Below are 25,078 nucleotides of genomic sequence, written 5' to 3'. Positions count from 1 at the left end.
GGGGCCGGTGCGCGGATCCCCACCCCCTTTTTCACGCCCTTTCCTAGGACGATGCGATGAACCTTGCCCTGCTTGGCTTCCTGATGGTCGCCACGTTCATGACGTTGATCATGACCAAGAAGATGACACCGCTGGTCGCGCTGATCGTGATCCCCTCGATCTTCGGCGTCTTCGCCGGCGAGGCCGCGGGTCTCGGCCCGATGATGATCGACGGGATCAAGAACCTCGCGCCGACCGGCGTGATGCTGCTGTTCGCGATCCTGTTCTTCTCGACGATGACCGACACCGGCCTGTTCGATCCGCTGGTCGGACGGCTGATCCGGATGGTGCACGGCGATCCGATGCGGATCCTGATCGGCACGGTCGTGCTGTGCGCGCTCGTCAGCCTCGATGGCGACGGCTCGACGACATACATCATCACGATCGCCGCGCTGCTGCCGCTGTACAAGCGCTACGACATGAACCGCCTGTATCTCGTCTGCCTGCTGATGACGACGAGCGGGATCATGAACCTGACGCCGTGGGGCGGGCCGACCGCGCGCGCGGCGAGCGCACTGAAGCTCGATCCCGCGACGCTGTTCCTGCCGCTCATTCCCGGCATGATCGCAGGGCTCGCCTTCCTCGTCGGGCTGGCGGTGTATTTCGGCCGCAAGGAGCGCGCGCGCATGGGCGAAGCGGGCATCACCGCGACCGACACGTTCACCGGCATGGCGGTGTCGCAATATCCCGAAGCGCGCCGGCCCAAGCTGATCTGGTTCAACGCCGCCCTCGTTGTCACGCTGCTGACGCTGCTGGTCTGGGGCATCCTGCCGCTGTCGGTGCTGATGATGCTCGCCTTCGCGATCGCGATGATCGTCAACTATCCCGGCGTCGCCGACCAGAAGGAACGCATCTCCGCGCATGCCGGCAACGTGCTGGCAGTCGTGTCGCTGATCTTCGCGGCGGGCATCTTTACCGGGATCCTCGGCGGCACCGGGATGGTCGAGGCGATGAGCAAGGCGGTGGTCGGCGTGATCCCGCCGGCGATGGGCCCCTATATGGCGCCGATCACCGCAGCGCTCAGCCTGCCCTTCACCTTCTTCATCTCGAACGACGCCTTCTATTTCGGGATGCTGCCGATCCTCGCCGAGGCGGGCGCGCATTACGGCGTCGCACCCGAGGCGATCGCGCGCGCATCGCTGATGGGCCAGCCGGTCCATCTGCTCAGCCCGCTGGTGCCGTCGACCTATCTGCTCGTCAGCCTGGTCGGGATCGATCTGGCGGATCATCAGCGGTTCACGCTGGTGCCGGCCATCCTGGTCTGCGCGGTGATGACGGTGGTGGGCATGATCGCGCTCGCCTTCCCGTTCGTCGCCTGACCCGTCCGGCCGCCCGATGATGCCCCCCGCCATCCGCCCTCTGCTTCCCGCCACCGGAGACACCGCATGACCCGTTCGCCGATCCCGCTCGTGCTGCTCCCCGCCATGGGCTGTGACGGGCGACTCTGGGCACGGCAGATCATGGATCTTGCCGCGCTCGCCGAGCCCGAGTTTCATGACCTGTCGCAGGACGACACGCTGTCGGCGATGGCCGCGCGCGTGCTCGCCAAGGCACCGCCGCGCTTCGCGGTCTCGGGGGTCAGCCTGGGGGGCTATGTCGCGATGGAGATGGTGCGGCAGGCGCCCGACCGGGTCCTGCGTGTCGCGCTGTTCGGCACGCGCGCATCGATGACGATGCGTCCACGGACGGTCGACGGCCAAGGGCTGCTCGCGACCGCCCCGCATGCCGATCCGCGGCTGACCGCGATCGTGGCGGGCCCGGTGCAGGCGATGGCGGACCGGGTCGGCAAGGCGGTCTTCGAACGCCAGCAACGCGCGCTGCTCGAACGACCCGACATCAGCGATGCGATCGCCGCGATCCACGTGCCGACGCTCGTCGCGGTGGGCGATCGCGACCGGATCTGCACGCCCGACGATGCGCGTGCGCTGGCCACGCTGATCGAGGGCGCGCGGTTCCACGAGTTGCGGGGCTGCGGCCATCTCGCCCCGCTCGAACGGCCGGGTGAGGTCACCGCGTTGCTGCGCAACTGGTTGCGCTGACGCGCGCTGCGGGCGCCCGAACAAAATGCGATCATGTTGATGCAGGTTGATAGGAATGGCGGGACATTCGTGACGCCCGACCGCGTTGATGCTCGCCGATACCGGCTAGGAGAGAGCAGACATGGCCGTCAAATTTGCAGGAACGATGAACGCGATCAATCGCGGTCTCGACGCGACGAAGCCCGCCAAGGGCGCCGACATGGTCGAGGATTGGGAAGCCGCACTCGCCGATATCGAGACACCCGGCGCCAAGGGCATTCTTCGTGACCTGGCATCGCTGCGCAAGCAGCTCGAGAAGGACGCGCCGGACGCCGACCGCGTCCATGCGCTGCTGCACCGGCTTGGTGCCGCGACGACCAAGATCGCGGAAAAAGCTGACACGTCGCAGGACAAGCTGCGTGCGCTCGGCGAGGCGCTGACCGAGGCGGGCGAAGACAGCCCCGACGAGGAAGAAGACGTCGCCGCAGCCGCAAGCCCGAAGCGCGCGCGCAAGAAGGCCTGAGTTTTGGGCGCGGGCCGGCAAATCAGCCGGCCCGCGCCTTTTTCTTATTTCGGCATCACGCCCGCAGCGGTGCCACGCGAGGTCAGCGCGTCCAGGCATAGGGGCCGACGAGCGTCCCGACGAAACCGCCCGCCAGCCGCGTGCTCAGGAACCGGACGTCGACATCTGATGCGAGCGTGCGAGGCGTTGCGCCGGTCGTGTAGCTGAAGCGCATCGTACCCCCGGTGGCGTCGATCGTCAGCGTAACCGGGCCCGTCGGATCGACCGGCGCGCTTGCGACGAGCTGCTCCTTGCCTTCCTGCGTCGTGTAGAGGGCGACGACAGGTTTCTCCGCAATCCGCGTTAGCCCGAAGAAGAGATGCGCCTTGTCGCTCTGCATCGCCGCTAGGCCGGCACGATCGCCGGTTCTCGGCGAGAATCGCAGCGTGGTCGAGATCGTCGCGTCGTGATGCTGCTGGCGCCGGCCTACAAAGGCGGGCACGCCCGCGAGATCGCCCATCGGCGCGCCCCGGCCGAGTACGAGCTCGCCCCCGGTCAGGCGATAAAACGGCGCCTTGGGGGTGCGGACACCGACCCATTGCATCGCCAGACGATCGCCGTCGAACTCGTCGACATAGGAAAACGCGCCGGCCGTCGGCACTGGCCCCGGGCGTTGCGCAGGCAGTCTGGGCGACGCTGCGACTTCGGGGACGCGCTGCCCCTTGGGCAGGATGATCGGCCAGCCATCCTTCCACGTCACGGGGAGCAGGAACGTCTCGCGACCGATATTGTAATAGTCGCCCGCATAGGGCCGGACCGCGAGGAAGGTTGCCCACCAGTCGCCCGTCTGCGTCTGGACCAGCTCGGCATGCCCCGCAGAAGTGATCGGCCGCGAGCGTGCAGGGTCGAGATCGCGCTGCGTCAGGATGGGGTTGCCGGCATAGGGCTCATAGCGGCCGCGCAAGGTCCGCGACCGGAGCACGACCTGAGAATGGTTGACGCTCGTGCCGCCCTCCGCGGCGGTCAGATAATACCAGCCATCCTTGCGGAAGATGTGCGGCCCTTCGATCCACACCGGCTTTTTCGACAGGTCGACGCCGCCATTGACGAGCTGCGTGCTCTCGCCGACCATCTGCCCCTTGCGCCAGTCATATTCCTGGATCCAGATCGCGCGGTGCCCGTCATAGCGCGGGGGTTCGGCGGGGGCGCGGTTGTTGACGATATAGGCTTTGTCTCCCTCCCAGAAGATCGAGGGGTCGATGCCCTCGAACGGCAGCCAGATCGGCGCGGACCAGGGGCCGGCCGGATTGCGCGCGGTGATGACGAAATTGCCTTTGCACTCGACGCAGGTGTTGACGATGTAGAAGACGCCGTCGTGATAGGAAATATCGGGCGCAAAGACCGCCTGCGACGTCCGCATGCCGGTAAAGTCGAGCTGATCGGGGCGGTCGATCGCGTTGCCGATCTGAGTCCAGTTCACCAGGTCGCGCGAATGGAAGACCGGCAGTCCGGGAAAATGCGCGAACGACGAATTGACGAGATAATATTCCTCGCCGACCCGCGTGACCGACGGGTCGGGGTAATAGCCCGACAGGATCGGGTTGCGATACTGGTTGCGCTGCAACGGTGCCGCGCCGGGCGACCGCCCCTCATAGCTGAATCGGCTGAACCGGGGCGAGGCGTCGGACGGCGCAGCGGCGGTCTGCGCCGGGCTGCCCTGCGCGACGCTGGTTCCGGCGAGCGCGATGAGAGCGAGGGTGAGGATGCGCATGAGGGGGAATCCTTTGTCCGGAGCGGGCGGCGTACAGACTGGTCGTCGGGTCCTTGAGCGGCTGCCGGGACGATCGCGCGATGGCGACCGTCCCGACCGTCGGTCCTAGAAGGTGCCGCGGAGGCCGATCAGGAACTGACGTCCCGGCTTATACTGCGTGAAGGTCGCATTCTCGAACTGGAAATAGGACCGCAGCGTCGCGTCGGTGAAGTTCGACACGTTGACCGTCAGCTGCGGTGCGCCCGCCAGGCCGAGGATCTTGTCGAGGTCGAACGACGACGAGAAGTCGTAGGTCGTATAGTCCGTCCCGAACAGCGCCGCCGCCGGGATACCGTTCTGCGCCGCGCCGCTATTCTGTGCGCCCTGACGCGAGGTCGTCGCGACCCGGAGCATCACGCCGTTCTTCTCATAGAAGCCGGTGATGTTGTAGGTGAAGGGCGACACGCCGAACGCCGTTGCCGGGCCATCGCTGCGCTGGTCGACGATCGTCGCATTGGCATTGAAGCCGAAGCCGGTGACGCCGATCATCCGGGTCAGGAAGTCGAGCGGCTGGACCCACTGGAATTCGAGGCCGTTGATCGTCAGCTTGTTGGGGACGTTGACCTGCGACGTGACCTGGACCTGCGCGACGCCGGGGCCGCCGCGCGACTGGATCGCGAACTGCTGGTTGGCGTTGAGCGTGTCGAAGGTGATGCCATATTGCGCCAGCGCCGCGAACGGCACGGTGTTGATCGCGGTGTTGGTGAACCCCTCGATCGACTTGCGGAATGCGTTGAAGCTGACGACGCCTTCGCGGCCGGTATAATATTCGAAACCGAGGTCGAGGTTGGTCGACATGTACGGCTTGAGCGCCGGGTTGCCGATATTCGCCTGATCCGCCGACGGCGCACCGAAGTTGACGCCGGGAAGCTGCGCCGAGGGGTCCGGACGCGTCATCGTACGCGAGCCGGCGACGCGCACCACCGCCTGGTCGCCAAGGTCATAGGCGAAGGTCGCGGCGGGCAGCCATTTCGAATAGACGTTGCGCGTCGACACCTCGCTGACGATATTCACGTAGCGGCTGCCGTCGGGCAAGCTCGCGCCCGTGCTGGTCGTGTTGCGCGGATCCGGCAGCGAGACGCGACCCGTGATCGTCTGGATCGTGTTGACGTAGCGCACACCGACATTGAACCGCAGCGTGTTGTCGCCGATCTGCTGCGCGCCGTTGAGTGTGGCGAAGGCGGATTTTACGACCTCGCGGATCGCACCGCCGCTGGCGCCGGTGTTGGCCGCACCCGTCTCGGGCGCCGCGTCGTGGAAGCTGTCATAGTTGGTGGCGGCGGCGAAGGCCGGCCAGTCGACCGTGACGAACCCCGCCGGGCCGGGCTTCAGATAGCCGGGCACCGCCGCATTGGGGACGAGCGAGCCGCCATAGCTGACCGGCCCCGCCAGGCCGGTGGTCGCGCCCGTGCCATAGCCGGGATAGCTGGGATAGCCCGCCGGCGCGGCGCCGGGGGCGTCGAGGCCTGCGCAGGGCGGCTGGGTGTTGGGCGATGCGACGAACACGTTGGGATTGTTCCCGCAGACCGCATTCTGCCACGCCTGGCTGTTGTCGAACCCGCGGATCCGCCGCGACACGTCGTCGAATGCGCCGCCGATCTTGAGGTTGAGCGCCTTGCCGCCCCAGGTCAGATCGCCGCGCGCGCCCTTGCTCTTGTTGAGACGCCGCTCGTCCTGGATGCCGACCCGGCTGCCCGCGTTCCAGCCGAAATTCGCGGGATCGTTGAGGTCGAGCCCGCTCTGGATCGTCGGGATTCCGCCGGTGTTGCTGTAGGTGACCGTATTGCCGACGCCGAGCGGGGTGGTGAGGCCCACGGTCGGGCTCTCGCGGTGGAAGGTCGACCGCGCATAATTGCCCTGCAGCGAGGCCTTGAGCGTCGGCGAGATCTCCCATTCGCCGCCCGGGTTGATGCTGACCAGCTTGGTCGTCTCGGTATAGGGGCGGAATTCGTTGAAGAACTGCGCGTTTGCAAACGTCCCGCCGGTCACCACGCACCCGATCGTGCAATCGGGATTGTCGAAGGTCAGGTTGGTCGGGATGATCGCGCCGTTGCGGACGATCCAGGCCATGTTCTCACGCGTGAGCTCGTTCTTTTTGTAGCCGTACAGACCGTCGATGTAGAAATGCAGCGCATCGGTCGGCTGCCATTCGGTGCTGACGATCGCGTTGATCCGGTCGCGCGGGCCGCGGATGCTGGTCGTGCGACCGAGCCGCGGGAGCAGCGCATTGTCGATCTGCTGGATCGTCGCGCCCGGGTTGTTCGCGAGCAGAAACGCCCGGTCGATCGGCGTCCCCGCGACCAGCCCGGCACCGGCACCCGCAGGCACCACCGCCGGAATCGTCCAGTTGCCGCCGCCGGTCGTGTTGCAGCCCGACGTGGCGCCGCACTGCGCCGCGGTCAGCGCCGGATTGGTATAGCCAATCGTCTCGAACCCGCGGGTATCGGTGAACAGCCTTTGTGCCGACACGCCGGCCAGGATTCCGAACGTGTCAGTCCGCCAGCTGCCGATCAGCGCGCCGCGCGCGCCGATCCGGTCCTCGGGCGACTGGCGCGTGCCCTGGACGTTATAGTTCAGGAATCCGGTCGCGCGGTCGAGCGGACGTGCCGAGCGCAGATCGATATTGCCCGCTGCGCCGCCCTCGAGCAGGTCGGCCGTATAGCTCTTGTTGACGGTCAGCTTGGTGAACAATTCGGTCGGGAAGAAGCTCAGGTCGACCGAGCGGTCCGTGCCCTGCGCATCGGTCGCACCCGACGACGCGACCGCGATCGTCGCGCCGTTGAGCGTGACGTTGGTAAAGTTCGATCCGAGCCCGCGGATCGCGACATTGGTCCCCTCACCCGTCACGTCGCGCGTGATCGTGATGCCGGGAATGCGGTTGAAGGATTCGGCAATGTTGGTGTCGGGAAACTTGCCGATATCCTCGGCAAAGATCGAATCGGTGAAGCCGGTCGACGCGCGCTTGGCGTCGGTCGACTTGGCGAGGCTGGACCGGTAGCCGGTCACGACGATGTCCTCGCTGGGCGTGCCCTGCGTATCCTCGGTCTGCGGCGCGGGCGGCGTTGCCGGGGCGGGATCCTGACCATTTTCGGGCACCTGCTCCTGCGGCGGCGGCACCGTCTGCGCCAGCGCGATCGACGGCGCCAACACGGTTAGGGTGGTAGCGCACAACAAGGCTGCACGCGTCAGACGCGGCTGTCGAAATGCCTTCATGATCAGGGTCCTCTCTGTGGGGTCGTCGCCGTTCGTCGCGGCATACGAAGTCGGTACTGGGGCGCGGAAAGCGGGTCCCGGTTTGGCTAAAACATGGTGCTGTTTGCGTATTTGATCAGCCGGTAGGCGCGGAGGGCTACCCGAGCTGACTTAGGGGAAGCGCCGTAGCGGCACGCCTGCCTGGGGCATCCGCCGGCCGATCTGGCGGCCGCGACATTGGCCGGACACTTTCATGGTCACTCATCCTATCCCTCATGAAACCGTCTGACACAGTCTAATGTTACCGGTATCTCGCCATGATTGGTTAGCGAGTCAAGCCGGTTTTGGTTTGGCCAATCCTTTAAGATCTCCCCAGAGACCGCGAGCACGTCGGATAGGGGCGGTCCGTGGTGCATTTTGTCCTCAAAGGTTGCCCGCTGCCGCCGGTAAGGGAAGGCCGTAGGCACGCTGCCGCTATTCCAGATTGACGCAGTGCAGCATAAAACCTACCAGCGCGCGCTCCCGAAATGCTAAGCCCGACCAGGCGCGGCCTTGCCCAGCGCCGGAGGCGCCGCTTTACCATGACCACGACCTTCGCCGACCTCGCTCTGGCGCCCTTCCTGCTCGAGGCCCTCGCCGAACAGGGCTATGCCCATCCGACCCCGATCCAGGCGCAGTCGATCCCGCAGCTGCTGCAGGGCCGCGACATGCTCGGCATGGCGCAGACCGGCACGGGCAAGACCGCCGCGTTCGCGCTGCCGCTGCTCCACCGGCTCGCTGCCGATCCCCGCCCTGCCCCCAAGGGCGGCGCGCGCATCCTCGTCCTCGCGCCGACGCGCGAGCTCGTGTCGCAGATCGCTGCCGGATTCGAGAGCTTCGGCCGCCATCTGAAGCCGAGCGTGATGACGATCTTCGGCGGCGTCAGCCAGTTTCACCAGGTCAAGGCGCTCGAGGCGGGCGTCGACATCATCGTCGCGGCGCCGGGCCGTCTGCTCGATCTGGTCGAACAGGGGCTTTGCGACCTGTCGGCGCTTGAGGCGCTGGTGCTCGACGAGGCCGACCAGATGCTCGACATGGGCTTTGCCAAGCCGATCGAGCGGATCGTCGCGACCCTGCCCGCGGACCGGCACACATTGCTCTTCTCGGCGACGATGCCAAAGTCGATCGCGACGCTGGCTGACAGCCTGTTGCGCGATCCGGCGAAGGTCGAGATCGCCCCGCCCTCAACCACGGTCGACCGGATCGAGCAATCGGTGATGTTCCTCGATGCCGCGAACAAGAAGGATGCGCTGCTCGCGCTGCTGCGCACGCCGGACATCGGTCAGGCGGTCGTGTTCACGCTCCAGAAGAACATCGCCAACGACGTCTGTGCGTTCATCGGCGAAGCGGGGATCACCGCCGAGGCGCTGCACGGCAACAAGTCGCAGGGTCAGCGCGAGCGTGCGCTCGACGCGTTCCGTGCCGGCACCGTCCAGGTGCTCGTCGCGACCGACATTGCGGCGCGCGGGATCGATGTCGACACGGTGACGCACGTCTTCAACCACGACCTGCCGAGCCTGCCCGAAAGCTATGTCCACCGGATCGGCCGGACCGGGCGTGCGGGCCGCAGCGGCTTCGCGGTCACGCTGTGCGATGCCGAGCAGCGCGCATGGCTGCACGACGTCGAGCGCGAGATCGGGCGCACGCTGACCGTGCATGACGATCACGAATGGCATTGCGAAGTCGCGCGTCACTCGACCAAGCGTGCGCCGGTGCTGGGCGGTGGCCCGGTCAAGCAGGTGAAGGCGCCCAAGCCGCCGCGTGAGCGCAAGGTGTGGACCGAAGAAGAAAAGCTCGCCGCGCGTATGGCCGCCCAGGCCGCCTAACCGCGGGGCACCGTGTCGACCCCGTCGTGACGGCGGGGGCGACGCATGGTCATTCCTCGGTTTGCGGCTTAGGCTGCCGCGATGGCCATGATCCTTCGACACGCCCGCACGCCGATGATCCTGGTGGCGATGCTGACGACGGCGCCCAGTGCCCCACCGACCGAGCGGGCACGGTGGGAGGCCCAGGCGGGACGCGTGACGATCACCCGCGACGATTGGGGGATCCCGCATGTCCGCGGCCGGTCCGACGCGGATGCGGTGTTCGGGCTGATCTACGCACAGGCCGAGGATGACTTTGCGCGGATCGAGGCGAATTACCTGACCGCGCTCGGCCGGAGCGCGGAGGCGGACGGCGAGGACGCGGTCTGGGCCGATTTGCGGCAGCGGCTGTTCGTCGACCCAGCTGAACTCCAGCGCGACTATGCGGCGAGCCCGGCGTGGCTGCGGACGCTGATGCAGGCTTGGGCGGACGGACTGAACCATTATCTGGCGACCCATCCGCAGGTGAAGCCAAAGGTCCTGACCCGGTTCGAGCCGTGGATGGCGCTGAGCTTTACCGAGGGCAGCATCGGCGGCGATATCGAGCGGATATCGCTAAGCGACCTCAAGACCTTCTACGGTACGCCGACGCCGCCAAGCCCCGAAGAGCTGGGCATGGTGCCGCGCGAACCGTCGGGGTCGAACGGCATCGCGATCGCGCCGCGCCTGACCGCGAACGGCCATGCGCTGCTGCTGATCAACCCGCACACCAGCTTCTATTTCCGCTCGGAAGCGCAGATGACGAGCGATCAGGGGCTCAACGCCTATGGCGCGAGCACCTGGGGCCAGTTCTTCATCTATCAGGGCTTCAACCCGAGTGCGGGCTGGATGCACACGTCATCGACGGTCGACAATGTCGATGACTTTGCCGAACGCGTCGTCCGCGGCGACACGGGCTACCGCTATCGCTACGGCAAGGCGCTGCGGCCGGTCACCACGAGGGTCGTCACTTTACGCGTCCGCAACGCCGACGGGACGTCGGGCACGCGCCGTTTCACGACCTATCGCACGCATCACGGCCCGATCGTCGCGAGCAAGGCGGGACGCTGGATCGCGACCGCGCTGATGTGGAAGCCCGTGCCTGCGCTCGAGCAAAGCTATCTGCGGACCAAGGCGACCGACCTGGCAGGCTATATGGCGGTTGCGCAGCGCAAGGCGAATGCGTCAAACGACACGCTGTTCGCCGACGCCAAGGGGGAGATCGCGTTCCTGATGCCGCAGTTCATGCCGGTCAGAAGTGATCAGTTCGACTATACCCGGCCCGTCGACGGGAGCGACCCGGCGACCGACTGGCGCGGGCTGCACGGGCTCGCCACGCTGCCGAGCGTCGCGGACCCGCGCACCGGCTGGGTGCACAACACCAATGACTGGCCCTGGAGCGCGGCCGGACCTGATAGTCCGCGCGCAGCGGATTATCCCCGCTACATGGATCAGGTCGGCGGCAATGCGCGCGGCATCCATGCGGATCTGCTGCTGACCGGGAAACGCGGCTGGACCGCGGAGACGCTGCGTGCCGCCGCCTATGATTCCTACCTCCCCGCCTTCGCACGGCTTCTCCCCGGCCTGGTCGACGCCTGGCGGGCGCTGCCGGCCAGCGATCCGCGGCGGGCGAAACTCGCGGCGCCGATCGCACTGCTCGATCGCTGGGATCACCGCTGGGGCTATGACTCGGTGGCTACCAGCCTTGCGGTGTTCTGGGGCGATCAGCTGTGGCGCGAGGTCGGCGGGTTCGCACAGGCCGAGCGGATGAACGTGCCCGATTACATCGCGACGCGCGTCACGCCGGAGGCCAAGCTGGCCGCGCTGTCGGCCGCGGTCGATCAGCTGGCCCGCGACTTTGGCGACTGGCGGACGCCGTGGCAGGCGATCAACCGCTTCCAGCGGCTCGACGAAGCGATCCAGCCGCATTTCGACGATGCGCGCGCGTCGACGCCCATCCCCTTCACCTCCGCGCAATGGGGCAGCCTCGCATCGTTCGGCGCCAAGCGCTGGCCGGCGACGAAGCGCTATTACGGGACCAGCGGCAACAGCTTCGTCGCGGTCGTCGAATTCGGACCGCGCGTGAAGGCGACGGCGGTAATGGTCGGCGGCCAGAGCGGCGATATCACGTCCCCGCACTTCGCCGACCAGACCGCGCGCTACGCCGGCGGCACGCTGCGTCCGGTCTATTTCCACCCCGACGAGCTAAAGGGGCATGTCGCGCGGCGATATCGTCCCGGCGGCTAAGTCTTTCGAATGGCGACGGTGCGCGCCAGTTCGTCGCGCGCCAGCAGGATCTTGCGGCGTACATCGATCAGCAGCGACCGCTGCTCGCCAAGAAAATCATCGACGATCCGCAGCGCCTCCGGGCTCACCTGCCCGCCGATGAATGCGTCGATCCAGGCGGGCAGGAAGAAGATGCGGCGGTTCTGCCGGATCCACAGCAGGCGATCGAGCGCGGGGCGCAGGAACCCCATCGTCAGCGCCGCCTGCCCGTCCGCATTGAACGCGCTGAGGCTTTCGCTCGCCCATGCTTCGTTGAGCGCGGCATCGTCGAAATAGCGCTTGAAATAGGCGGTCTTCACCGCGGCCCGCGGGGATGCCGCCTCTGCGACGAAGGCATCCTTGGCGGCTTCGGTCGAGGTATCGCGCGTGCGCTCGGCGGTGAAGCGCGTGCCCGCGTCGGGTGCGTCGATCGTGATCAGCCGCCGGACGATCGCCCAGCGTGTCGGTTGGCGGATAAGCTCGCCGGCCAGTCGTGCGCGGCCGTCGAGCAGGGCGCGGAGGCGGTCGAGCGCGAGCGGCGTCCGTGCGGTCGCGATCAGACGGTCGAGCGCGTCCTTGCGCAGTCCATAGCCGATCGCCGCATCGTCGATCCGCGCGAGCAGCGCTGTCTCCCAGCCCGCCCGAAGACCCGCGCCGCGTGTCTCGGTGAGATAGACGTCGAGCGCCGCTGCGCCGCGCGACAGGATCGCGCGCGATATCTGTTCGTCGCGCTCGGCGGGAAGCTCGCGCAACAGCACCGCAAGATAGCGTTCGGGCGGCAGCCGGCGGTCGCGGACCACATCCCAGAGCGCGCTCCACAGCATCGCGCGCAAGAGGCTGTCCGTCACGCTGCCAACGTGTGCGGCGATCCACGCGACGGTCCGGTCGTCGGGCATGAACAGGCCGTAACCCTGGTCGTCGTCATTCGCCCAGACATAGTCGGGCGCGGGCAGTCCGGCGGCCTTGTCGACGGTCGCGACCGCCCCTTCGAAGCGTGCGTCGAGCACGACGTCGTTGCGGTCGTGATAGCCGAGGCGGACGCGCACCTTCATCGGCCAGGCGCCACCCGGATCACCCGGCAACCTGCTCTCCGGTCGCTGTTTCAGCACCAGCGCGCCGATCCGCCCCTGCGCGAGCGTCAGCGCGGTCTCGATCCGCGGCAGCCCCGCGCGCAGGACATAGTTGCGACCGAACGCGCCCAGATCGATACCCGACGCCTCACCCACCGCACCGAGCAGGTCCTGCCAGGTCGCATTGGCATAGCGATGCCGGGTAAGGAACAGGTTCAGGCCGTGCCGGAACCCGTCCTCGCCGACGAAGAACGCCAGCTGCTTGATGACCGCCGGCGCCTTGTTGTAGACGATCGGTCCGTAATTGCTCTTGGCGGCGTCGAGATTGTCGAGCGATTGCCAGAGCGGTGCCGTGCCACTGGTCGCGTCGGCGCGATAGGCGGGCGTCTTGATCGACAGCAGGAACGTCGTCCAGGCGTTGCTGTCCGGCTGCAGGTCCGCCTGGATCCGCGCGGCCATGAAGGTCGAGAACCCTTCCTTCAGCCACAGATCGTCGAACCAGCGCATCGTGACGAGGTCACCGAACCACTGGTGGCTGATCTCGTGATAGATGGTCTGGTCGCGCGCCAGCTGCTGCGGCAGCGTCGGCGGCTCGCGGAAGACGAAGCGGTCCTCGTTGTAGAAGACCGCGCCGACATGCTCCATGCCGCCGAAGGGAAAGGCCGGCGCGAGCACCAGATCGAGCTTGGCGAAGGGAAAGGCGATGCCGAACCAGTCGGCGAGCCAGCGTACCGCCGCGCGGTTGGTCGCAAGTTGTGTTTCGGCATCGACCTCGGCGGCGCGCGAATGGCGGGCGTAGAGCGTGATCGGCTGCCCCCCGGCGGGGGCCGATGTCGTGCCGACCCAGGGCCCGGCGGCAAAGGCGGCGAGATAGGTGGAGATCGGCACGGTCTCCGCGAACCGCCAGCGGGTCGCGGCGCCTTGCGGCACCTTTGCCGCGACCGGTCCGTTGGCGATCACCGTCCAGCCCTCGGGCGCGACGACGTCCCAGAGGATGCGGGCCTTGAGGTCGGGCTGATCGAAGCACGGAAACAGCAGATTGGCGTCAGACGGCACCAGCAATGTGTAGAGATAGGTCCGCCCGTCGGCCGGGTCCTTGAAGCGGATGATCGCGGCGCCTGCGCTGGCGATCGGGGTCTCGAAGCGCGCCGACACGCTGTTGGCTCCGGTCTTCAGCACGCGCGCTGGCAGCACGAGATGGCCATCGCGTCGCGCAGTGGCCGGGATCGCCACACCGTTCGCCTCCAGCCCGGTGAGCATCGTTCCGCGGAAATCGAGGACGAGGTCGCCGCTGTCCCTGACCCGGTCGAACCGGATCACGACCGACCCGACCGCGCGGTCCGCGGCGGTGACGTCGAGCGAGATGGCGTAGCTGACCCGCGCGATCTGTGCCGCGCGCCGCTGCGCCAGGGCGAGCGATATCCCCGGTCCGGTCAGCGGATCGGCGGCGACGGCCGCTTGCGCCATGCCCGGCCAGCCGATCGTCGGGAGTGCGAGCGCGCCCTTCAACAGGGCGCGGCGGTCCGCTTCGCGCGGCGTATCAGGATGCACCGTCGCGCCCCTTATTGCCGGTGCGCGGCGATGTAGCGACCGACCTGTTCGTCGAGCACGTCGAGCGGTAGTGCCCCCTGGTCGAGCACGGCCTCGTGGAAATCGCGAATGTCGAAGCGCGACCCCAGTTCGCGTTCGGCGCGCGCACGCAGTTCGGCGATCTTGAGCTGGCCGACCATGTAGCTGGTCGCCTGCCCCGGCCAGTTGAAATACCGGTCCACCTCGCGCGCGATATCCTTGTCGGAAACCGAGCTGTTCGCCTTGAAATAGGCGATCGCCTGGTCGCGGTTCCAGCGCTTTGCATGGATGCCCGTGTCGAGCACCAGCCGGATCGCGCGCCACACCTGGAGCGACAGCATGCCGAACCGCGCATAGGGATCCTTATAGACCCCCATCTCGTTCGCGAGCCGCTCCGAATACAGCCCCCAGCCCTCGATATAGGCGCCATAGCCGCCGAACTTGCGGAACTTGGGGATGCCGGTCAGCTCCTGCTGGCGCGCGATCTGGAAATGATGGCCCGGCGCGCCCTCATGCGCGGCGATCCCAGCGACCTGGACCTTCTGCGTCTGGTTCATGTCGACCAGGTTGACGTAATAGATGCCGGGCCGCGATCCGTCCGCCGACGGCGGGTTGTAGAAGGCGGTGGACGCCGTGCCCTCCCGCCATTTCTCGACCGCGCGCACCTCGAGCGGCGCCTTGGGCAGGGTCCGGAAATAGCGGGGGGCCGCCGCCATCACCGACGCGATCACGGCGCGCGCGTCGCCGAGATACTGTTCGCGCCCCGCACTGGTGTTGGGATATTTGAACTGGGGATCGGTGCGGATCTTGTCGAAGAACTGTTCGAGCGTGCCGGTGAACCCGACCTCGCGCTTGATCGCCTCCATCTCCTGCCGGATCGCGGCGACCTGTTTCAGGCCCAGATCGTGGATCTGGTCGGCGGTCAGCGCGGTCGTGGTCGAGGTCTTCAGCCGGTCGGCATAATAGGCCGCGCCATCGGGCAGATTCCAGGCCCCGAAATTGCCCTTCGATTGCGGCTCGATGGCGTCCAGCGTCGCGAACAGCCGGTCATAGCCGGCACGGAACGGCCCCGTCAGCGCCGCGCGCGCCTCCTCCAACAAAGCCGCCTTGGTCGCCGCGGGCACTGCCAACGCGGTCACCTTCTTGCGGAAATCGGCCATGACCGTCGAATCCGCGCCAGCGTCGAACGGGGCACCGACCAGCACGGCGCGTGCATCGGCGCGGGCGGGCGCGAAGTTGACTTTGTTGGGGATAATCCCGGCCGCCGCCTGCTCGCGCATCGTCGTGCTGACCTCGCGCATGACGCGCTCGGTATCGCGCAGCCGTGCGATATAGGCCTGCGCGTCGGCGAGCGTATCGACCTTGTGGTTGTTGATCAGCAACACGGGGATGTCGCCCGCGGGACTGCCGTTGGTCGTGACGGGGAAGCGCAGCTTGCGGAAGCGCAACGATTGCCGCCCGCGGTCGACCTCATATTCGAACAGCCGGTAACTGACCCGCGCGCTCTTGCCCAGATCGTCGGGGCGGAACCGCGACCGCATGGCCTTCAGCTGCCGCTCCGACAGGGCCTGCGCGCGAACCGCGGCGGCGTCGGTATAATCGTCGAGCCGGTCATAATGCGTCTTCAGCCCGAGCTGGGTCAGCGATTCCGGGCTGAGATCAAGCTGTTCGTCATAGGCCTTGTCAAGAAATGCGAGCAGTGCCGCATCCTGTGCCGCGACGCGCTGCGTCTCCACCGGCACCGGGGCGGCGGCAAGGACGATCGGCACGTTGGGCAGCAGCAATAGGGCAAAGGCAAGACGCATTACATTCTCCTGTCGAATGCGTGCTTGTCGCGCGCGGATCCCGTCAGCGCAATCACGGACCGCCAATTCCGTCTCCGCTCCGTCGTCAGGCGCGAAAACGCCGATCGCGCGTTCGTGCCAGGATGAAAGACCTTCCTACTCTGTTGCGCGAGCGGGCCAGCTCCGGCGCCAAGGCCCGGATCGTCGGGCAGGTGCGTGCGCTGTTCAACGACCAGGCGCGCGGCGAGGCACCGGTCCAGCGCAGCGCGGCGGCGATGTTCGCGCCCGATGCGGTGATCGGCACAGTGCATGGCGACGTGGTCAGCATGATGGTCGGCGGCGTCGCGGCACTGCTGCTGCAGATGCTGCACCCGGCGGTTCTGGCGGGCGTCTGGGATCATTCGAACTTCCGCACAGACATGCTCGGCAGGTTGCGGCGCACCGCGCGGTTCATCGCGGTCACGACCTATGGCGAGCGCACCGATGCGGAGGCGGTGATCGCGCGTGTCCGCGCGGTGCACGCGCACATCGCCGGGACGCTCCCTAACGGCACGCCCTACCGCGCGGACGATCCCGCACTGCTCGCCTGGGTCCATGTCTCGGCGGCCTGGTGCTTTCTCGCCGCGTGGCAGCGTTTCGGCGACCACCGGCTCGGCATGGCCGAGCAGGACGCCTATTATGCAGCGTTCGCCGAGGTCGGCGAACTGCTTGGCGCCGCATCGCTGCCGCGGGATCGGGCGGGAACGGACCGTTATCTGCAGACCATGCGCCCGCAGCTCGTCGCGGATGCCCGGACGCGCGAGGTTGCCCGGTTCGTGCTCGAGCAGACACCCGCGAACCCGCTCGCCCTGCCCGTCCAGCGTATGGTGATGCAGGCCGCGGTCGATCTGCTACCCGAATGGGCGCGGCGAATGCATGGGCTGGCGGGGTCGCCGGCCTTGATGCGGCCCGTCGTCACGTCGGGCACACGCAACCTGGCGAAAACATTGCGCTGGGCGTTTGTCGACCAATAGCCGATCCCCGGCCGTCGCGATTAAACTACCATACGGTATGTTAATCTGGTTGACAGGTTTCCGCGGCGCTTTATATACCAGCCGGTAGACAAACAGTCCCGGCCGATGGTCGGGCAAGTTGTCGTCCGTCAATCGTCTTCCGGCCAGCGAAGTTGCCGACACTGTCCTAGTCGAACGCCAAGAATTCCGCAGTTTTCAGACCGGTCACGGCGTAATGCCGGCGACCGGATATCGTCCACGCTCGTCATCTGGACTGTCGATGCCGCGCGCACCGACGATCGGTGACGCATGTCCATTACAACGGGGGGCAATCCCATGGCATATCCCAGATTCACGTGCACGTCAGCCGATCGATCACGGAGCGACGCGGCATGACCGTGTTTTCCCCGATCAAAACGGCCGACGCCGCGCCAGTGGAGGCCCCTGCCCCCCGACGCAGACCCATTTGGCAGCGCGGCGCGATGCTGCTCGTGCCGGTCGCGCTGGTGGGCGCGATCGGCGTCCGGCTGCTCGATCAGCCTGATGCGGCGATGGCGGCGCCCCCGCCCGCCTCGGTGACGGTCGCGTCGCCGCTGGTGCGACAGGTCAGCGAATGGGACGATTATGTCGGCCGGTTCGCGCCGAGCCGCAGCGTCGAGATCCGGCCGCGTGTCGCGGGCGAAGTCACCGGCGTCCACTTCCATGACGGCGATATCGTCCGCAAGGGACAGCTGCTCTTCACGATCGACTCGCGCCCGTTCGCCGCCGCGCTGGCCGAGGCGCACGCCAACGTCGCGAGCGCCAGGAGCGCCTTGTCGCTCGCGCGGACCGACCTCGGCCGCGCGCAGCGGCTGGTCGCCGACGAGGCCGTCTCGGCGGGTGAGGTCGACGCGCTGCGTGGCAAGCTCGAAGCCGCCAGCGCCGCACTCGCCGCCGCGCAGGCGCGCGAACGTGCCCGCGCACTCGACGTCGGCTTCACGCAGGTTCGCGCGCCGATCGGCGGGCGCATCTCCGATCGCCGCGTCGATGCCGGCAACCAGGTCGCGGGCGGCGAAGGCACCGGCGGCACCGTGCTGACGACGATCAACGCGCTCGATCCGATCTACTTCAATTTCGACGGGTCGGAGGCGCTCTACCTCAAGACGCAGCGCGCACGGCAGCCCGGCGCGACCCCGGCGGCGGTCGAGATCCAGTTGCAGGACGAGACGGAGCATCGCTGGAAGGGCAAGCTCGACTTCACCGACAACGGTCTCGACCAGCGCTCGGGCACGATCCGCGGCCGCGCGGTGCTCGCGAACCCGGGCTATTTCCTGACGCCGGGAATGTTCGGCAACATGCGCCTTGCGAGTGCGGGCACGCGGCAGGCTCTGCTGGTGCCGGACGATGCGGTGCAGACCGATCAGGCGCGGAAAGTGCTGCTGACGATCGATGCGAAGAACGTCGTGAGCCAGAAACCGGTCGAATTGGGGCCTGTGGTCGATGGCCTCAGGATCGTCCGCTCGGGGATCGGGCCGAACGACCGGATCATCATCCAGGGGACGCAGATGGCCATGCCTGGCGCGACCGTCGCACCGAAGCCGGGCCGGATCGCGGTCGCGACCGGGGCGGCAGCGCCGGCTTCGGTCCAGCCCATCTCGGGTGAGGCCACGCTCTCCCAATAAAGTCCGTCATCCTGACGAAAGTCAGGATCCAGAGTTCGAAACGTCACGCTGTTGGCTCTGGATCCTGATTGTCATCAGGATGACGGAGCGATCGAGCGCGCCCCTCTACCGAGGAAATTCCCATGCGCTTCTCGCGCTTCTTCATCACCCGGCCGATCTTTGCGGGCGTGATCGCGGTGATCATCACGATCGTCGGCGCGATCGCCTATATGGCGCTGCCGGTGTCGCAATATCCCGACATCGTCCCCCCGACCGTCACCGTCAGCGCGACCTATCCGGGCGCGTCGGCCGAGACGGTCGCCGAAACCGTCGCCGCGCCGATCGAGCAGGAGATCAACGGCGTCGACAACATGCTCTACCAGTCGTCGCAATCGACCGGCGACGGCAAGGTGACGATCACCGTCACCTTCAAGATCGGCACCGACCTCGATGCCGCGCAGGTGCTCGTCCAGAACCGCGTCGCGGTCGCGGTCCCGCGCCTGCCCGAGGACGTGCAAAGGCTTGGCGTCGTCACGCGGAAGACGTCGCCCGACTTTCTGATGGTCGTGAACCTCATCTCGCCCGACAACTCGCTCGATCGCGGCTACATCTCCAACTACGCGCTGACCCAGGTCCGCGATCGCCTCAGCCGCATCGACGGCGTCGGCGACGTGCAGCTGTTCGGCGCGCGCGATTATTCGATGCGCGTCTGGATCGACCCCGGACGCGCGGCCGCGCTCGACCTCACCGCAGGCGAGATCGTCGCAGCGCTCCGCGCACAGAACGTTCAGGTCGCCGCCGGCACGCTCGGCCAGCCGCCCTACGACAAGGGCAACAGCGCGTTCCAGCTCAACGTCGAGACGCAAGGGCGCCTGACCGACCCCAAGCAGTTCGCCGACGTCGTCATCCGCACCGATGCGCAGGGCCGCCAGGTCCGCGTCTCGGACGTCGCCCGCGTCGAGCTCGGCGCGCAGGATTACGGCGCCAACACCTATCTCAGCGGCAAGCCCACCGTCATCGCCGCGGTCTTCCAGCGTCCCGGCTCGAACGCGCTCGGGGCCGCACAGGCCGTCACCGCCGAGATGGAAAGCATGTCGAAGCGCTTTCCCAAGGGCCTGGAATACAAGGTCATCTACAACCCGACCGAATTCATCGCGCAGTCGATCGACGCGGTGAAGCATACCTTGTTTGAAGCCATGATCCTCGTGGTACTGGTGATCCTCGTCTTCCTGCAGAAATGGCGTGCGGCGATCATCCCGATCGTGGCGATCCCGGTCTCGCTGATCGGCACCTTCGCGGTGCTCGCGGCGTTCGGCTACAGCCTCAACAACCTGTCGCTGTTCGGCCTCGTCCTCGCGATCGGGATCGTCGTCGACGACGCGATCGTCGTGGTGGAGAATGTCGAGCGCAACCTCGAACACGGGCTCTCGCCGCTGGAGGCCGCGCGCACGTCGATGGACGAGGTATCGGGTGCGCTTGTTGCGATCGTGCTCGTGCTGTGCGCGGTGTTCATCCCGACGGTGTTCCTCACCGGGCTGTCCGGCGCGTTCTACCGCCAGTTCGCGGTCACGATCTCGACCGCGACGATCATCTCGCTGCTCATCTCGCTGACGCTGTCGCCGGCGCTCGCCGCGATGCTCCTCAAGCCCAACGCCCCTGCCGGCTCGGGCAACCGCCTGACCCGCACGGTGCGCCGCGCGGGCGACGCGTTCAACCGCGGGTTCGAACGGATGAGCGAAAGCTATGCCCACCTCACCGCGCGCCTCGTCGCCGCGCCGAAGCGGATGATGGTCGCCTATGCCGCGCTGATCGCGGTCACGGTCGGTGTCTTCATGGTCACCCCGTCGGGCTTCGTCCCCGCGCAGGACCAAGGCTATTTCCTGACCGTCATTCAGCTTCCGCCCGGCTCGTCGGTCGAGCGCACCGATGCGGTGATGCAGAAGGTCGCCAAACGCATCCTGCCGCTTGCCGGCGTCAAGGGCGCGGTCATGCTCGCAGGGTTTGACGGCCCGTCGCAGACCCTCGCCCCGAACTCGGCTGCCGCCTATATCCCGCTCAAGAGCTTTGCCGAGCGCAAGAAGCTCGGCGTCACGCTCGCCAGCATCATGGCGGAATCGCAGAAGGCGACCAGCGACATCACCGAAGCGCGGCTGCTGATCGTCCCGCCGCCGCTGATCCAGGGCATCGGCTCGGCCGGCGGCTATCGCCTGATGGTTCAGGACCAGGGCGGTCACGGCTATGGCGACCTCGGCAAGACGAGCTACGACCTGATCGGCAAGGCGAACCAGACCAAGGGCCTGGCGCAAGTCTACACCTTCTTCGACACCGCCACGCCGCGCATCTTCGCCGATGTCGACCGCGCCAAGGCCAACCTCCTCGGCGTCCCCCCGGAGCGCGTGTTCGAGGCGTTGCAGGTCTATCTCGGCTCGGCGTTCGTCAACGACTTCAACCTGCTGGGGCGCACCTACCGCGTCACCGCCCAGGCCGACGCACCGTTCCGCAACACCACCGCGGACATCGCCAACCTCAAGACGCGCTCCAATTCGGGCCAGATGGTCCCGGTCGGCTCGGTCTCGACGTTCCGCGACAAGACCGGCCCGTACCGCGTGGTGCGCTACAACCTCTTCCCCGCGGTCGAGGTCGATGGCGACACCGCCAAGGGCTATTCCTCGGGCCAGTCGCTGGTGGCGATGGAGAAGCTCGCCGATGCGTCGCTGCCCGCGGGCTATGCGCATGAATGGACCGGCATCGCCTACCAGCAAAAGGCGGCCGGCAGCACCGCTGCCCTCGTCTTCGGAATGGCCGTGCTGTTCGTCTTCCTTGTCCTCGCCGCGCAATATGAGAGCCTGACGCTACCGCTCGCGATCATCCTGATCGTGCCGATGTGTTTGCTCGCCGCGATGACCGGGGTGAATTTGCGGGGGATGGACAACAACGTCCTCACGCAGATCGGGCTGGTCGTGCTCATCGCCTTGGCCGCGAAAAACGCGATCCTCGTGGTCGAGTTCGCCAAGCAGGCCGAGGAGCAGGACGGGCTGTCGCCGGTCGAAGCGGCGGTGCGCGCGGCGAAGGACCGGTTGCGGCCGATCCTGATGACGAGCTTCGCGTTCATCCTCGGCGCGGTGCCGCTGGTGATCGCCGACGGGGCCGGCGCCGAACTGCGCCAGGCGCTCGGCACCGCGGTGTTCTTCGGGATGATCGGCGTGACCGGCTTCGGGCTGCTCTTCACCCCTACCTTCTATGTCGTCGCACGGGCGCTGGCGATGCGGTTCGAACGCCGCAAGCCAGCCGCTGCCCAGCCGACGCTTCAGCCAGCCGAATAGGACCAGCCTCATGAAGTCCCTGCTTCTCGCGAGCCTCTCGGGGCTGACGCTCGCCGCGTGCGCCGCCGGCCCCGATTACGTCGCGCCGATCACCCCGCCCAAGGCGACCGCGTCGTTCGTCACCGTCAGCACGGCGACCGTCGCGACGGCGCCCGATAACGACTGGTGGCGGATGTACCGCGACCCGGTCCTCGACGGCCTCGTCGCCGACGCGCTGGCGGCGAACACCGACCTGCGCGTCGCGGTCGCCCGGCTCGACAGCGCGCGCGCGTCGTTGCGCGGCGCTAAGACCGATCGCGAGCCACAGGTGAACGCCAGCGGCAGCGGCAATTACTCCCGGACGTCGCAACTCCAGAACCTGCCCGGCTTCGACCGCGAGCGCGCCACCTACGATGTCGGCCTCGACGTCAGCTACGAGGTCGATCTCGCCGGCCGCGTCCGCCGCAACGTCGAGGCCGCACGCGGCGATGTCGGCGCGGCGCAGGCCGATGCCGATGCGGTCCGGGTCTCGATCGTCGCCGCCACAACGCGCGCCTATGTCGACGCCGCATCGTCCGCCGAACGCCTCGCGGTCGCCCGGCGGATCGTCGACCTGCTCGAGAAATCGAACACGCTGACCGGCAAGCGGGTCGATGCGGGTCGCGCCGCGCGCCTCGATCAGGTCCGGATCGCCGCGCTGCGCGACCAGCGCGCCGCGAATATCCCGCAGATCGAGGCCGAGCGTCAGGCAGCACTCTTCCGCCTCGCCACGCTCACCGGCCGCACCCCGCAGGAGCTGCCCGCCAGCGCCGGCGCGCGCACGACCACGCCGCGGCTCGACCGGCCGATCCCGATCGGCGACGGCGCGAGCCTGCTCGCACGGCGACCCGACGTCCACGCCGCCGAACGCCGCCTCGCCGCCGCCACCGCGCGGATCGGGGTGCAGACGTCGCAGCTCTATCCGAAGATTGCGCTCGGCGGGTCGATCGGTTCGACCGCGCTCAGCGTCGGCGACGTATTCACCGGCGGACCGATCCGCTGGTTGCTCGGCCCGCTGCTCAACTGGTCGGTCAACCAGTCGGCGGCGCGCGCGCGCATCGCCGGTGCCGAGGCCGATACGCGCGGCGCGCTCGCCAGCTTCGACGGCAGTGTGCTGACCGCGCTCGAGGAAACCGAGACCGCGCTGTCCAATTATGCGCGCGAGCTCGATCGCCGCACGCAGCTGCAGTCCGCGCACGATAACGCCGCCACCGCCGCGCGCATCACCCGCGCGCGCCAGCGCGAAGGCCAGATCGACTTTCTCGACGTCCTCGATGCCGAGCGGACGCTGGCGGATACCGATACCGAGCTCGCCGCGGCCGACGCCCGCATCGCGGGTGCGCAGGTCGACCTGTTCCGTGCACTCGGCGGGGGGTGGCAGGCGCCGGGCCGCCCTGCTGGCTGACACCGGCGCGGCATCGTCGCATGTCACTGATCCGTCGCCGACACGTCATCAAACTGTACCGGCGGGCGCATACCGCCTGGGCCGATGGGGACGTCCGAGCTCAGCGTGGTCGATACCGGGGCCGGTCGCCTCTGGGCGGGCTGGTCGCGTCTGCGCGCGCAGGTCGAACGGCTGACGCGGCGGGCGGATGGCGAGGATCTGCTGCACGACGCCTATGTCAGCCTGGCGACACTGCCCGCGGCGCCGCGCAACGACGAGGCGTTCCTCGTCCATGCGGCGGTCAATCGCGGCCGCGATGCGTTCCGGCGCGAGGCGGTTCGTGGCGCGCACGAGGACGCGGGAGCGATCGAATGGCTGCGCGACTGTTCGCCGATCCAGGACGAGGTGCTGATCGCGAAGGCGCGGCTCGACCGGGTGCGCGAGGGCCTCGATCATCTCAGCCCGCGGACTCGCGAGATCTTCCTGATGCAGCGGCTCGACGGGTATAAATATCGCGAGATTGCTGCGCGTCTCGGAATCAGCCAGAGTGCGGTTGAAAAGCACATGGCCAAGGCGATGACCTTCCTGGTCGATTGGACGGAGGATTGGTGAGCACGCAATGCATGGCCGCAAATCCCTAGACCGGATGTTTTCGGACAAGGCGGCGCCCGAACGCACCGCGGCGCAGTGGATCGCACGGCTCAACGCGGACGACGTCAGCGCGCAGGACGCGATCGTCTTTCGGGAGTGGCTGACCGCGAACCCCGAACATGCCGAACGGTTCGAGCGCGCGACCGACCTGTGGGACATGGTCCCGGGAACCGCACCGTCGCGCGCGCCGGTGGTGACGCGCCGCCGCGCGCTGGGCGGGGTTGCGGCACTCGCGGTCACGGCCGTCGCGGGAACCGGTGTGTTCCAGGCAGCCTATGCCGCGACGCCGTACCGGACGGGGATCGGCGAGCAGCGACGGATCGTGCTGCCCGACGGCTCGGCCCTGCTGCTCGACGCGGTCACCCGGCTTCATGTGGTCGCGACCGAGCGGCGGCGGCGGCTCTGGCTGACGCAAGGCCGCATCGACCTGACGGTCGCGCCATCCGCGACCCCGTTCACGATCAGCGCGGCCGACCGGGCGATGAGCGCCGGGGCGGGCCGCTTCGACCTGCGCTGCGACGCGCGCGACGGGGTGGCCTTTACTGCGATCGAAGGGCGGGCGACGATCGCCGCCACGACGTCGACTGGCGCTGCGCAGCTCCTGACCAACGGGTCGCGGCTGCGGAACGATGTGATCGATCGCCCCGATCTCGCGGCGACACGGGCTTGGACCAGTGGTCGTGCCGCGTTCCACGACGATACGCTCGCGACGGTCGCCGAGGAAGCGAACCGGTACAGCGCGACGCGGCTGGTGATCGCCGATCCCGCGGCCGCCGGACTGCAGGTGAGCGGCATGTACCGGATGGGCGACAATGTCGCGCTGGGGCGTGCGCTCGCAACGCTGCTCGACCTGCGGTTGCGAACGATGGACGGTGCCGTCCTGCTCGGCGGATAAAGATTCGCGTCAGCGGGGTGGGGTAGATCGCGGCTCGCCCGTC

The 25,078-nt window shown here is 67.6% G+C and carries 15 protein-coding genes; 11 read left to right on the top strand and 4 right to left on the bottom strand.

Features of this window, described 5'->3' with window-relative positions:
- The first annotated feature begins 56 nt into the window (after positions 1-56).
- From sphst_RS15735 to sphst_RS15725, 3 genes are all read left to right on the top strand, one after another.
- Positions 57-1,358, top strand: coding sequence for a CitMHS family transporter (locus sphst_RS15735; RefSeq protein ID WP_056408458.1), 1,302 nt, complete (start codon positions 57-59; stop codon positions 1,356-1,358).
- 66 nt (positions 1,359-1,424) lie between these two features.
- The gene (locus sphst_RS15730) at positions 1,425-2,078 is read left to right on the top strand and encodes an alpha/beta fold hydrolase (protein WP_031440721.1); all 654 of its coding nucleotides are present in this window, start codon (positions 1,425-1,427) and stop codon (positions 2,076-2,078) included.
- Between the two features lie 121 nt (positions 2,079-2,199).
- Positions 2,200-2,580: a hypothetical protein gene (locus sphst_RS15725; RefSeq protein WP_031394795.1), complete on the top strand. Its 381-nt coding sequence runs from the start codon at positions 2,200-2,202 to the stop codon at positions 2,578-2,580.
- Between the two features lie 82 nt (positions 2,581-2,662).
- On the opposite strand, the gene sphst_RS15720 is transcribed toward sphst_RS15725, so the two are convergent.
- Both sphst_RS15720 and sphst_RS15715 read right to left on the bottom strand, forming a co-directional pair.
- Positions 2,663-4,330 carry a glycoside hydrolase family 43 protein gene (locus tag sphst_RS15720; RefSeq protein WP_031394794.1) on the bottom strand — a complete coding sequence of 556 codons (1,668 nt, stop codon included), beginning with the start codon at positions 4,328-4,330 and terminating at the stop codon, positions 2,663-2,665.
- Positions 4,331-4,435: 105 nt separating this feature from the next.
- Positions 4,436-7,582: a TonB-dependent receptor gene (locus sphst_RS15715; RefSeq protein ID WP_107045811.1), complete on the bottom strand. Its 3,147-nt coding sequence runs from the start codon at positions 7,580-7,582 to the stop codon at positions 4,436-4,438.
- Between the two features lie 560 nt (positions 7,583-8,142).
- Between sphst_RS15715 and sphst_RS15710 the strand changes: the two genes are divergently transcribed.
- Together sphst_RS15710 and sphst_RS15705 are read left to right on the top strand one after the other, a co-directional pair.
- Entirely contained in the window at positions 8,143-9,426 is a 1,284-nt protein-coding gene (locus sphst_RS15710) for a DEAD/DEAH box helicase (protein ID WP_031396629.1), read from the top strand.
- Between the two features lie 81 nt (positions 9,427-9,507).
- Entirely contained in the window at positions 9,508-11,691 is a 2,184-nt protein-coding gene (locus sphst_RS15705; protein ID WP_031396630.1) for a penicillin acylase family protein, read from the top strand.
- Here the strand turns inward: sphst_RS15705 and sphst_RS15695 are convergent.
- Positions 11,688-14,330 carry a M1 family metallopeptidase gene (locus tag sphst_RS15695; protein ID WP_234387706.1) on the bottom strand — a complete coding sequence of 881 codons (2,643 nt, stop codon included), beginning with the start codon at positions 14,328-14,330 and terminating at the stop codon, positions 11,688-11,690. The two genes, sphst_RS15705 and sphst_RS15695, sit on opposite strands and share 4 nt — an antisense overlap.
- Positions 14,331-14,341: 11 nt before the next feature.
- Positions 14,342-16,153, bottom strand: a complete 1,812-nt coding sequence (locus sphst_RS15690) for a DUF885 domain-containing protein (protein WP_031396632.1) — start codon at positions 16,151-16,153, stop codon at positions 14,342-14,344.
- Positions 16,154-16,275: 122 nt separating this feature from the next.
- Between sphst_RS15690 and sphst_RS15685 the strand changes: the two genes are divergently transcribed.
- The 6 genes from sphst_RS15685 (at position 16,276) to sphst_RS15660 (ending at position 25,035) form a co-directional block, all read left to right on the top strand.
- The gene (locus sphst_RS15685; protein WP_031396633.1) at positions 16,276-17,145 is read left to right on the top strand and encodes an oxygenase MpaB family protein; all 870 of its coding nucleotides are present in this window, start codon (positions 16,276-16,278) and stop codon (positions 17,143-17,145) included.
- Between the two features lie 371 nt (positions 17,146-17,516).
- On the top strand, positions 17,517-18,785 hold the full coding sequence (locus sphst_RS15680) for an efflux RND transporter periplasmic adaptor subunit (protein ID WP_056408478.1): 1,269 nt from the start codon (positions 17,517-17,519) through the stop codon (positions 18,783-18,785).
- Positions 18,786-18,907: 122 nt separating this feature from the next.
- On the top strand, positions 18,908-22,087 hold the full coding sequence (locus tag sphst_RS15675) for an efflux RND transporter permease subunit (RefSeq protein WP_031394187.1): 3,180 nt from the start codon (positions 18,908-18,910) through the stop codon (positions 22,085-22,087).
- Between the two features lie 10 nt (positions 22,088-22,097).
- Positions 22,098-23,510 (top strand): efflux transporter outer membrane subunit, encoded by a 1,413-nt coding sequence (locus sphst_RS15670; RefSeq protein ID WP_107045809.1) that lies wholly within the window; start codon positions 22,098-22,100, stop codon positions 23,508-23,510.
- 105 nt (positions 23,511-23,615) lie between these two features.
- Positions 23,616-24,101, top strand: coding sequence for an RNA polymerase sigma factor (locus sphst_RS15665; RefSeq protein WP_234387705.1), 486 nt, complete (start codon positions 23,616-23,618; stop codon positions 24,099-24,101).
- Between the two features lie 7 nt (positions 24,102-24,108).
- A complete protein-coding gene (locus sphst_RS15660; protein ID WP_234387704.1) occupies positions 24,109-25,035 on the top strand; it encodes a FecR family protein in 927 nt (308 codons plus the stop codon).
- Positions 25,036-25,078 lie beyond the last annotated feature (43 nt).

Source organism: Sphingomonas sp. STIS6.2, from assembly GCF_000732685.2.
Classification (GTDB): Bacteria; Pseudomonadota; Alphaproteobacteria; order Sphingomonadales; family Sphingomonadaceae; genus Sphingomonas; species Sphingomonas aerolata.
Note: the sequence above shows the minus strand (reverse complement) of the source record. Positions and strands in the feature narration are given on the sequence as shown.

What these genes read in the sequence shown, in the direction of transcription:
- sphst_RS15705 (WP_031396630.1), top strand. Translation starts at nt 9,508, where the DNA reads ATGGCCATGATCCTTCGACACGCCCGCACGCCGATGATCCTGGTGGCG.
- sphst_RS15735 (WP_056408458.1), top strand. Translation starts at nt 57, where the DNA reads ATGAACCTTGCCCTGCTTGGCTTCCTGATGGTCGCCACGTTCATGACG.
- sphst_RS15660 (WP_234387704.1), top strand. Translation starts at nt 24,109, where the DNA reads ATGCATGGCCGCAAATCCCTAGACCGGATGTTTTCGGACAAGGCGGCG.
- sphst_RS15710 (WP_031396629.1), top strand. Translation starts at nt 8,143, where the DNA reads ATGACCACGACCTTCGCCGACCTCGCTCTGGCGCCCTTCCTGCTCGAG.
- sphst_RS15720 (WP_031394794.1), bottom strand. Translation starts at nt 4,330, where the DNA reads ATGCGCATCCTCACCCTCGCTCTCATCGCGCTCGCCGGAACCAGCGTC.
- sphst_RS15725 (WP_031394795.1), top strand. Translation starts at nt 2,200, where the DNA reads ATGGCCGTCAAATTTGCAGGAACGATGAACGCGATCAATCGCGGTCTC.
- sphst_RS15675 (WP_031394187.1), top strand. Translation starts at nt 18,908, where the DNA reads ATGCGCTTCTCGCGCTTCTTCATCACCCGGCCGATCTTTGCGGGCGTG.
- sphst_RS15730 (WP_031440721.1), top strand. Translation starts at nt 1,425, where the DNA reads ATGACCCGTTCGCCGATCCCGCTCGTGCTGCTCCCCGCCATGGGCTGT.
- sphst_RS15670 (WP_107045809.1), top strand. Translation starts at nt 22,098, where the DNA reads ATGAAGTCCCTGCTTCTCGCGAGCCTCTCGGGGCTGACGCTCGCCGCG.
- sphst_RS15680 (WP_056408478.1), top strand. Translation starts at nt 17,517, where the DNA reads ATGACCGTGTTTTCCCCGATCAAAACGGCCGACGCCGCGCCAGTGGAG.
- sphst_RS15690 (WP_031396632.1), bottom strand. Translation starts at nt 16,153, where the DNA reads ATGCGTCTTGCCTTTGCCCTATTGCTGCTGCCCAACGTGCCGATCGTC.
- sphst_RS15715 (WP_107045811.1), bottom strand. Translation starts at nt 7,582, where the DNA reads ATGAAGGCATTTCGACAGCCGCGTCTGACGCGTGCAGCCTTGTTGTGC.
- sphst_RS15685 (WP_031396633.1), top strand. Translation starts at nt 16,276, where the DNA reads ATGAAAGACCTTCCTACTCTGTTGCGCGAGCGGGCCAGCTCCGGCGCC.